Annotated in this window: 12 protein-coding genes; 7 read left to right on the top strand and 5 right to left on the bottom strand. The window is 65.7% G+C overall.

Annotated elements, in window-relative coordinates; translation table 11 throughout:
- Positions 1 to 68: 68 nt before the first annotated feature.
- The 7 genes from ACK41U_RS10575 to ACK41U_RS10545 all read left to right on the top strand — a co-directional run bounded on the left by ACK41U_RS10575 (position 69) and on the right by ACK41U_RS10545 (position 6,621).
- Positions 69 to 779 (top strand): anti-sigma factor domain-containing protein, encoded by a 711-nt coding sequence (locus ACK41U_RS10575; RefSeq protein ID WP_409679513.1) that lies wholly within the window; start codon positions 69 to 71, stop codon positions 777 to 779.
- Positions 780 to 878: 99 nt separating this feature from the next.
- A complete protein-coding gene (locus ACK41U_RS10570; RefSeq protein ID WP_409679511.1) occupies positions 879 to 1,445 on the top strand; it encodes a fasciclin domain-containing protein in 567 nt (188 codons plus the stop codon).
- Between the two features lie 198 nt (positions 1,446 to 1,643).
- Positions 1,644 to 2,216: a fasciclin domain-containing protein gene (locus ACK41U_RS10565; protein ID WP_409679509.1), complete on the top strand. Its 573-nt coding sequence runs from the start codon at positions 1,644 to 1,646 to the stop codon at positions 2,214 to 2,216.
- A 278-nt stretch (positions 2,217 to 2,494) separates the two neighbouring features.
- Positions 2,495 to 3,808 carry a sn-glycerol-3-phosphate ABC transporter substrate-binding protein UgpB gene (gene ugpB, locus ACK41U_RS10560; protein WP_409679506.1) on the top strand — a complete coding sequence of 438 codons (1,314 nt, stop codon included), beginning with the start codon at positions 2,495 to 2,497 and terminating at the stop codon, positions 3,806 to 3,808.
- 77 nt (positions 3,809 to 3,885) lie between these two features.
- On the top strand, positions 3,886 to 4,764 hold the full coding sequence (gene ugpA, locus ACK41U_RS10555; protein ID WP_409679503.1) for a sn-glycerol-3-phosphate ABC transporter permease UgpA: 879 nt from the start codon (positions 3,886 to 3,888) through the stop codon (positions 4,762 to 4,764).
- Positions 4,764 to 5,612, top strand: coding sequence for a sn-glycerol-3-phosphate ABC transporter permease UgpE (gene ugpE / locus ACK41U_RS10550; RefSeq protein WP_409679500.1), 849 nt, complete (start codon positions 4,764 to 4,766; stop codon positions 5,610 to 5,612). Before ugpA ends, ugpE begins: the two co-directional genes overlap by 1 nt.
- 1 nt (position 5,613) lies before the next feature.
- Entirely contained in the window at positions 5,614 to 6,621 is a 1,008-nt protein-coding gene (locus tag ACK41U_RS10545; RefSeq protein ID WP_409679497.1) for a sn-glycerol-3-phosphate import ATP-binding protein UgpC, read from the top strand.
- 68 nt (positions 6,622 to 6,689) lie between these two features.
- On the opposite strand, the gene ACK41U_RS10540 is transcribed toward ACK41U_RS10545, so the two are convergent.
- The 5 genes from ACK41U_RS10540 to ACK41U_RS10520 all read right to left on the bottom strand — a co-directional run bounded on the left by ACK41U_RS10540 (position 6,690) and on the right by ACK41U_RS10520 (position 9,591).
- Positions 6,690 to 6,887: a CsbD family protein gene (locus ACK41U_RS10540; protein ID WP_409679494.1), complete on the bottom strand. Its 198-nt coding sequence runs from the start codon at positions 6,885 to 6,887 to the stop codon at positions 6,690 to 6,692.
- A 66-nt stretch (positions 6,888 to 6,953) separates the two neighbouring features.
- Positions 6,954 to 7,910, bottom strand: coding sequence for a 2-hydroxyacid dehydrogenase (locus ACK41U_RS10535; RefSeq protein ID WP_409679491.1), 957 nt, complete (start codon positions 7,908 to 7,910; stop codon positions 6,954 to 6,956).
- Positions 7,907 to 8,239, bottom strand: coding sequence for a tRNA-binding protein (locus ACK41U_RS10530; protein WP_409679488.1), 333 nt, complete (start codon positions 8,237 to 8,239; stop codon positions 7,907 to 7,909). The genes ACK41U_RS10535 and ACK41U_RS10530 overlap by 4 nt, the downstream gene beginning before the upstream one ends.
- Positions 8,236 to 9,051 (bottom strand): pyrroline-5-carboxylate reductase, encoded by an 816-nt coding sequence (proC, locus tag ACK41U_RS10525; RefSeq protein WP_409679487.1) that lies wholly within the window; start codon positions 9,049 to 9,051, stop codon positions 8,236 to 8,238. The genes ACK41U_RS10530 and proC overlap by 4 nt, the downstream gene beginning before the upstream one ends.
- A 36-nt stretch (positions 9,052 to 9,087) precedes the next feature.
- On the bottom strand, positions 9,088 to 9,591 hold the full coding sequence (locus tag ACK41U_RS10520) for a YbjN domain-containing protein (protein WP_409679484.1): 504 nt from the start codon (positions 9,589 to 9,591) through the stop codon (positions 9,088 to 9,090).
- Positions 9,592 to 9,644 lie beyond the last annotated feature (53 nt).

The following is a 9,644-nucleotide window of genomic DNA, read 5'->3' as shown; positions in this document are numbered from 1 at the left end:
ATGCCGATCAATACCGTCCGCAGCTGGCTGCGCCGCAGCCTGTTGCGCCTGAAGGACTGTGTAAGCCAATGACCGACGACGCCCCCCTGACGCCCCCCGAGCAAGACGAGGCGCTGGCGGCTGAACTGGCGCTTGGCCTGCTGGACGGCCCCGAGGCCGAGGCCGCCGTGGCACGCCTGTCCACCGACCCGGTCTTTGCCCAGTCGGTGCGCGACTGGCAGGAACTGCTGGCCGGTCTGGCGCTGCGGCTGACCCCGGTGATGGCCCCGGCGCGCGCCCGTCAGGCGATCCGCGAGCGGCTTGGCCATTCTGTCGCGCCGCTGTCCACCGACCCCAATGCCCGCACGCCGTGGTGGCGCGGCCCATGGGGCGTGATCGGCGGGCTGCTGGCCGCGGCCGTGCTGGCCGTGGTGCTGATCCTGCCCGGCCTGCCCGACATGCAGGCCACCCCGCCCGACTATCAGGCGCAGCTTGTCTCGGACGATCAGGCGTTGCAGGTCGCAGCCCTTGTCGACGGGCGCGAGATGGAGATCGCGCTGCACAGCGGCGCCGCCCCCTCGGGCCGCGACTGGGAGATCTGGTGGATCGAGCCGGATGGCAGCGCCCCCATCTCGATCGGGCTGGTCCCGCGTGAGGGCAATCTGCGCATGACCCTGCCCGAGGGGCTGGACCCGTCGGACGCGATCCGCCTTGCGCTGTCGGATGAACCCGAGGGCGGCTCGCCCACCGGCCAGGCCACGGGTCCGATCGTGGCGATTGCCGCTCTCACGTCATCGTGAGGGCAGCGGGACCGGCTGCGGGTGCAACTTGCCGGGCGCTGGTCCGTTTCTGGGGGCATCGGGTGCGGTCACGCACCCCGGACAAACCGGAGGAAGACCATGACAACCAGCTTCACCAAGATCAGTGCCTCGATCCTTGCTGCGTCCGTTGCTCTCAGTGGCGCAGCCATCGCCCAGAACACGATGGTCGGCGGCGCCGAGATGCTGCCCACGAACAACATTGTCGAAAACGCCGTCAACTCGGCCGATCACACCACGCTGGTCGCCGCCGTGCAGGCCGCCGGTCTGGCCGAGACGCTGTCGGGCCCCGGTCCGTTCACAGTCTTCGCCCCCACCAACGCCGCCTTTGACAAGCTGCCCGACGGCACCGTCGAGGGTCTGCTGGAGCCGGGCAGTCTGGAAACGCTGCAGACCATCCTGACCTGCCATGTCGTTCCGACCGAGGCGTTTTCGCCTGCCGTCGGCAACATGATCATGCAGGGCGGCGGCAGCGCCGAGCTGGAAACCGTGGGCGGCTGCACGCTGACCGCCTCGATCCGGGCCGAGGACAACGCGCTGCTGATCACCGACGAGAACGGCAATGTGGCGACGGTCAACATCCCCGACGTGGATCAGTCGAACGGCGTCATCCACGTCATCGACACCGTCTTGCTGCCCGCGTCGTAAGGTCGCGCCCTGAACCAGACACGCCCGCCTCTGCATCTGCGGAGGCGGGCTTTTCAATGTCTTGCAGGATGCGCCATGCCCGGAAATCACGCCCCTGTGACCTCGGTTGACCATTACGCGCCGCAACTTTGCATTGCCCCCCTCGTGTCTTGAGGCACCGGGCGCATCAAAGCGCCTGCAACCAAACCGGAGGACATTATGAACATCCGCTTCAAGACACTCGGTGCGTCGATCCTTGCCACCAGCATGATCGCCGCCATCCCCGCGCTGGCCGACAGCCATGCAAACCCGATGGTGGGCGGGGCCGAGATGTTCCCCGACCGCAACATCGTCGAAAACGCCGTGAACTCGGCCGATCACACCACGCTGGTTGCCGCCGTGCAGGCCGCCGATCTGGTTGACACGCTGTCGGGCGAGGGTCCGTTCACCGTCTTTGCCCCGGTCAACACCGCCTTCGAGGCGCTGCCCGAGGGCACCGTCGACACGCTTCTGCAACCCGAGAACCTTGAGCAGCTGCAGACCATCCTGACCTGTCATGTCGTGGCAGGCGAGGTGCCCGCAAGCGCCGTGGTCGAACTGATCGAGGCGGGCGATGGCGAGGCCGCGATCGAGACCGTGGGCGGCTGCACGCTGACCGCCTCGGCAGGCGAGGACGGTTCGGTCATCATCACCGATGAGAACGGCAATGCCGCAACCGTCACCCAGGCCGATGTCGGTCAGTCGAACGGCGTGATCCACGTCATCGACACGGTTCTGCTGCCCGCGTCCTGAGCCGTCGGACACCCTCTGCCATCCGGTCACGGATGGCAGATCCTGCCCGCATCCCTTTCCGGGTGCGGGCTTTTTCTTTGCCTTTTTGCGCGCTTTCCGACACTCAGCCGCCACCTCGCGCCAAACCGCAAAAATGAGGCTCATTCCGAACGTGAACGAAAAATATTGACCGGCAAGTCAATTATTCACATACATGTTACATTGTCTTTGCGTGACTGTCGCAAATCGCCGCTAGGCGGGGTCCAGTCATCGCAACTCCACCGGGAGGAATGAGAAAAATGATCCGTTATACAACCGCATCCGCAGCGGCGCTGATCGCGTCGCTTGGGGCCGCACAGGCCCAGACCACCATCGAATGGTGGCATGCCATGGGCGGCGAGCTTGGCGCCAAACTGGAAGAGATCGTCCAGGGCTTCAACGACAGCCAGGACGAGTACACCGTCACCCCGTCCTACAAGGGCACCTATCCCGAAACGATGACCGCCGCGATCGCCGCTTTCCGCGCGAACCAGCAGCCGACCATCGTGCAGGTCTTCGAGGTCGGCACCGGCACGATGATGGCCGCCGAAGGCGCCATCGTCCCCGTCCATCAGCTGATGGAAGAGCATGGCGAAGGCTTTGATCCGCAGGCCTTCCTGCCGCAGGTCGTCGGCTATTACACCGACACCAATGGCAACATGCTGTCGATGCCGTTCAACAGCTCGACCCCGATCCTGTACTATAACAAGACCGTGTTCGAAGCCGCCGGTCTCGACCCCGAGCAGCCGCCGAAGACCTGGGCCGAGATGGAGCAGTTCTCGAACCAGATCATGGAATCGGGCGCGGCGTCCTGCGGGTTCACCACCGGCTGGATCAGCTGGATCCAGACCGAGAATTTCAGCGCCTGGCACAACCAGCCCATTGGCACGATGGAAAACGGTTTTGGCGGTCTGGACGCGCGTCTGTCGCTGAACGGTCCCGTGCAGGTCAAGCACTGGGAGAACCTCAAGCGTTGGGCTGATGAGGGCGTGTTCAAATATGGCGGCCCGGTCGGCGGCGACAGCGCCCCCCCGATGTTCTACGCGCAGGAATGCGCCATGATCATGAACAGCTCGGCCAGCCGCGCGGGCGTGATCGCCAACACCGAAGCCTTTGATCTGGGCTTTGGCATGCTGCCCTATTACGACGATGTCGAGGGTGCGCCGCAGAACTCGATCATCGGCGGCGCCACGCTGTGGGCACTGTCGGGCAAGTCGGACGAGGAATATGCCGCAGCCGCTGCCTTCTTCGACTATCTGACCCAGCCCGAGGTTCAGGCCGACTGGGCATCCTTTACGGGCTACCTGCCGATCACGGCAGCCGCTCAGGAGGCGATGGCAGGCTTCTACGCCGAAAATCCGGGCGCCGATACGGGGGTCAACCAGATCACCCTGAACGAGCCGACCGAGAACTCCAAGGGTCTGCGCTTTGGCAGCTACGTCCAGATCCGCGGCGTCATCGACGAAGAGTTCGAACAGCTTCTGTCGGGCTCCAAGGATGCCCAGGGCGCGCTGGACAGCGTCGTTGCCCGCGGCGACGACCTGCTGGAACAGTTCCAGGCTCAGAACCAGTAACGGTTCCACATGACGGCCGGGGCCGCGCATCACGCGCGGCCCCGGTCTTTCCCGTTCCCCCCCCCCGCAGGTTTCCGATGAAGCGCACCATCTTCAGCAATCAGCTTCTGCCCTGGCTTCTGCTGGCGCCGCAGCTGATCATCACCTTTGTCTTCTTTCTCTGGCCCGCCGGACAGGCCGTGCGCCAGAGCTTCCTGCGCGAGGATGCCTTTGGCACCCGCACCGCATTTGTCGGGCTGGAGAACTATGCCCGCCTGTGGAGCAGCCCCGAATACCTCAACAGCCTGCAGGTGACCGCGATCTTTGCGATCTCGGTCACGGTGCTGTCGATGGGGCTGTCGCTGCTCTTGGCCATCGCGGTGGACCGGATGATCCGCTCGACCCGCGTCTACACGACGCTGCTGGTCTGGCCCTATGCGGTGGCGCCTGCGGTGGCGGGCATCCTGTGGTATTTCATCTTCAACCCCACGATCGGCATCATGCCCTATCTGCTGGGGGGGCTGGGCTATGACTGGAACCATATCAGCAACAAAAGCGATGCGATGACGCTGGTGGTGATCGCCAGCGCGTGGAAGCAGATCAGCTATAACTTCCTGTTCTTTCTGGCGGGCCTGCAGGCGATCCCGGCGTCCCTGCGCGAGGCTGCGGCCATCGACGGCGCAGGTCCGGTGCGGCGGTTCTTCGACATCACCTTCCCGCTGCTGTCGCCCACCACGTTCTTTCTGCTGGTCGTGAACATCGTCTATGCCATGTTCGACACCTTCGCGGTCATCGACACGACCACCTCGGGCGGGCCGGCGCAGGCCACCAACATCATGGTCTACAAGGTCTATTTCGACGGTTTTGTGGGACAGAACCTGGGCAGCTCGGCGGCGCAGTCGGTCGTGCTGATGGCGCTGGTGGCGGTCCTGACCGTGATCCAGTTCCGCTATGTCGAAAAGAAGGTGGCCTACTGATGATCGAGAACCGTCCCATTCTGAACCTTCTGGCGCATCTGGTGCTGATCCTGGGCGTCTGCATCGTGGCCCTGCCCGTCTGGGTGGCCTTTGTCGCCTCGACCCACGGACCGACCGCCTTCATGTCGGGCACGATCCCGATGTGGCCGGGCGATCAGATGATCGCGAATTACAGCCGGATGCTTGGCGGCGGGTTGTCGACCAGCGGCACGCCCCCGGTGGGTACGATGATGTTCAACAGCCTGATCATGGCGCTGTCGATCGCCGTCGGCAAGATCGTGATCTCGGTCCTGTCGGCCTTCGCGGTGGTCTATTTCCGCTTTCCGTTCCGCATGCTGGCCTTCTGGTGCATCTTCATCACGCTGATGCTGCCGGTCGAGGTGCGCATCGTGCCCACCTTTCAGGTCGTCGCCGATCTGGGCATGCTGAACAGCTATGCGGGCCTGTCGATCCCGCTGATCGCCAGCGCCACGGCCACGTTCCTGTTCCGACAGGTCTTTCTGACCATCCCGGATGAGCTGACCGAGGCCGCGCGCATCGACGGTGCCGGGCCGATGAAATTCTTCCGCGACATCCTGCTGCCGTTGTCGCGCACCAATATCGCCGCCCTGTTCGTGATCCTGTTCATCTATGGCTGGAACCAGTATCTCTGGCCGCTGCTGATCACGACCAGTTCGGATTATTACACCATCGTTGCGGGGATCAAGCGCATGGCCGATGCCGTGGATGGTCTGCCGCAATGGCATCTGGTCATGGCGACGGCCATGCTGGCGATGATTCCGCCCGTTCTGGTGGTCGTCCTCATGCAGCGGCTGTTCGTCAAAGGCCTCGTCGAGACGGAGAAATAAGATGGCGTCCATCACCCTGAACAACATCGGCAAGGTCTATGCCGGAGGCGCCCGCGCCGTGGGCGGCGTCAATATCGACATCGCGGATGGCGAGTTTCTGGTTCTGGTCGGCCCCTCGGGCTGCGGGAAATCCACGCTGCTGCGGATGGTCGCGGGGCTGGAAAGTATCTCGGAGGGCGAGGTCCGCATCGGTGACCGTGTGGTCAACGATGTCGAGCCCGCCGACCGCGACATCGCGATGGTGTTCCAGAACTATGCGCTCTACCCGCATATGTCGGTGCGCCAGAACCTGGCCTATGGCCTGAAAAATCGCGGCACGCCCAAGGCGGAAATCGAGCGTCGCGTGGGCATCGCATCCGACATCCTGCAGATCGGCCCGTTTCTGGACCGCAAGCCCCGCGCCCTGTCGGGCGGCCAGCGCCAGCGCGTCGCCATGGGCCGCGCCATCGTGCGCGAGCCTGCCGCCTTCCTGTTCGATGAGCCGCTGTCGAACCTTGACGCCAAGCTGCGCGTCGCCATGCGGCTGGAGATCAAGGAGCTGCAAAAGCGCCTGCGCACGACCTCGATCTATGTCACCCACGACCAGCTGGAGGCAATGACGCTGGCCGACCGTCTGGTGGTGCTGAACGGCGGGCAGATCGAGCAGATCGGCACCCCGCTTGAGGTCTATCGCCGCCCGGCCTCGGCCTTTGTGGCCAGCTTCATCGGCAGCCCGGCGATGAACCTGATCGACAGCGCGGCCGTCCCGCACCTGCCCGGCACCGCCCATGCGGGCCAGATCGGCATCCGCCCCGAGGACCTGACCGTCACCGCCGACGGCCCCATCCAGATGCGCGTGCTGGCGGTCGAGGAACTGGGCGCGCAGCGTCTGGTCCACGGCAAGACCGGCGATCAGCGCATCACCATCACGCTGGCCTCGGATGCGGACCTGTCCGACGATCTGCGCCTGTCCTTCCGCCCCGAGGCGCTGCACCTGTTCCACCGTGAGACGGGCAAACGGCTGGACTGAGGCCCGCAGGACTGACAGCAAAAAGGGCGCCCCGTGGGGCGCCCTTTTCGTATCAACATGAATTCCGCTTACTTGTCGCGGAAATAGTCGTCGATCTGCTTGTCGGCTTCGTCTTTGGTCCAGCCGTATTTTTCCTGCAGCTTGCCGGCCAGCTGGTCCTTGTTGCCGTCGATCTGGTCCAGCTCGTCATTGGTCAGTTCGCCCCATTTTTCCTTGGCCGAACCCTTGAGCTGTTTCCATTTACCTTGGATGATATCCCAGTTCATTTCCTGCTCCTTCAATCGTTGATTGGTCTGGCAGGTCAACGACAAAGCCCCGCGCCGGGTTCCCTTTCAGCGCGCGGGCAAAACGCGATCCGGCAGCCCCTGCCCCTCGGCATGGGCCACCAGATTGGCCAGCGCCCGCAGCGCCATATCGGTGCGCACCTCGTCGGTGGCGGTGCCCAGATGCGGCAGCAGCGTGGCATTCGGCGCGTCGATCAGCGCGGGCGGAACATGCGGCTCGGCGGCATAGACGTCGAGGCCCGCGCCCGCGATGGTCCCCGCGTTCAGCGCCGCGATCAGCGCGTCCTCATCCACCACATCGCCGCGCGAAATGTTGATCAGCACCGAATGCGCGCCCAGTGCCGTCAGTTCGGCCACCCCGATCAGCCCCCGCGTGCCCGCCCCGCCCGGCACCGCGATCACCGCGATGTCGCTGGCACGCAGCAGGTCATGCAGGTCGGGCACCTGCTGGGCCGGCACATCCAGCGCCGACACGGGCGAGCGGTTGTAGAACAACACCTGCATCCCGAACCCCAGATGGCAGCGCCGCGCGATGGCCTTGCCGATGCGCCCCATGCCCACGATGCCGACGCTGCGCCCCGTCACATCGCGGCCCAGCAGCTGCGTCGGGTTCCAGCCGCTCCACTGGCCCGCGCGCAGGAGACGTTCGCCCTCCGAGGCGCGGCGCAGCGTCATCAGGATCAGCGTCATCGCCAGATCGGCGGTGGCATTGGTCACCACATCGGGCGTGTTGGTCACCGCCACCCCGGCGGCATCGGCGGCGGCGATGTCGATATGGTTATAGCCCGCGCCGAAATTGGCCAGCAGTGTGCAGCGCAGCGGCCCGGCAAAGGCCCCGGCCGTGAACGCATCGCCAAGCGTCGGCATGATCACGTCATAGTCGCGCATCGCCTGCGCGGCATGACCTTCGGTCAGCGGCGTATTGCCCCGGAAATCGACGTCAAACCGCGCCCGGATCGCCGCCGTGGCGCGGTCGGTCATGGGTCGTGTGACCAGCAGCTTCAATAGAGCCTCCCACCATTCGGCACGTCCAGATCGGGGCGGATCAGCACGACCTCGCCATCGGGGTCCGGCACGCCCAGCACCAGCACCTCGGACCGGACCGGCCCGATCTGGCGCGGCGGAAAGTTCACCACGCACAGCACCTGCTTGCCGATCAGCGCAGCCGGGTCATAGTGCCGGGTGATCTGGGCCGAGGATTTCCGCTCGCCCAACTCGCCCAGATCCAGCCACAGCTTGATGGCGGGCTTGCGCGCCTCGGGGAAGGGTTCGGCGCGGGTGATGGTGGCCACGCGGATGTCGACCTTGAGGAAATCGTCGAAGGTGATGGTCATGCCTCGCCACGCCCCAGCTGGCGGCCCCGCTCGGCGGCGGCGGCAATGGTGCGCGCCATCAGCGGCGGCAGGCCGTGGTCCGCGTCCATCAACTCGCGCAGGCCCGCCGCCGTGGTGCCGCCGGGCGAGGTGACGTTCTCGCGCAGCACCGCCGGGTCGGCATCCTCGTGCACGGCCAGCGCGCCCGCGCCCGCTACGGTCGCGCGCGCCAGATCCAGCGCCAGTTCGGGTGACAGGCCCTGCGCCTCACCCGCCGCCGCCATCGCCTCGATCATGTGGAACACATAGGCCGGGCCGCTGCCCGACAGCGCGGTCACGGCGTCCATCTGATCCTCGGTTTCCAGCCGCACGACGCGGCCCACGGCGGCCATCAGCGCCCCGGCCAGCGCCAGATCCGCATCAGAGGCGCGGGCATTGCCGATCATCGCGGAGATCCCCTGCCCGATCGCGGCGGGGGTATTGGGCATCACCCGCACGATGGGCGCCTGCGGAAAGACCGCCTCGAAGGCCGCAATCGTCGTGCCCGCCGCGACCGAGATCACCAGCGTGTCCGCCAGTTGCGGCACCTGCCCCAGCGCATCCGCCATCATCTGCGGCTTGACCGCCAGCACCAGCACGGCAGGGTTGGCGGGCAGGGCCGCGTTCACCCGCAGCCCCTTGTCCTGCCATTCCGGCGCCAGCCGGGGGTCGATGACGGTCACCGCGCCCGCATCAAGCCCCCGCGCCAGCCAGCCGCGCAGCATCGCGCCGCCCATCCGGCCGCAACCGACCAGCACCAGACCGCGCGCATTCAGTTCGTCGAAATTCTGCATCATGCTCCCCTTTGCCAGCGCAGGGGTCAGGCCCCTTCAGGCGCGTCCGTAGGTCTCGCCCAGGGCGATGTCCAGCGCGGCGGCGGGCGCGGTATCCCCCCAGCCGACCAGCTGGAACGAGGGATAGAACCGCTCGCAGCCCAGCAGGGCGTTGCTGATCATCTGGTCGATCTGCTCGGGCAGCGCGATCGCATCGCCCGCCAGCACCAGCCCATAGCGCCAGACCATCAGCCGCTGCGGCGCCCAGAAGGTGAAGCCGCCATCCCAGACCTGATCATTGGCCAGATTGATCGTCTCGTAGATCAGCGGCAGGCGGTCGGCGGGCGGGTCCATCTCGAAGGTGCAGATCAGCCGCAAGACCTCTTCGCGGGGCGACCATGCCAGCGTCAGCGAATAGCTGCGCCACTGCCCCTCGACCACCATGGCGATCTGGTCGTCTGCAAGGCGGTCAAAGTCCCATGCGTGATGCGTGGCCACGGCCTCGACAATGTCGATGGGGTGGATCTCGTCACTGGCGATGAAATGCTCGGTCTGTGCCATGCCTGCCTCGTGCTTGCCGGGGGCGGTTCTTGCGCCGCTAGTGATGGGTCATC

Source organism: Paracoccus sp. (in: a-proteobacteria) (assembly GCF_046289755.1).
Classification (GTDB): Bacteria; Pseudomonadota; Alphaproteobacteria; order Rhodobacterales; family Rhodobacteraceae; genus Paracoccus.
Note: the sequence above shows the minus strand (reverse complement) of the source record. Positions and strands in the feature narration are given on the sequence as shown.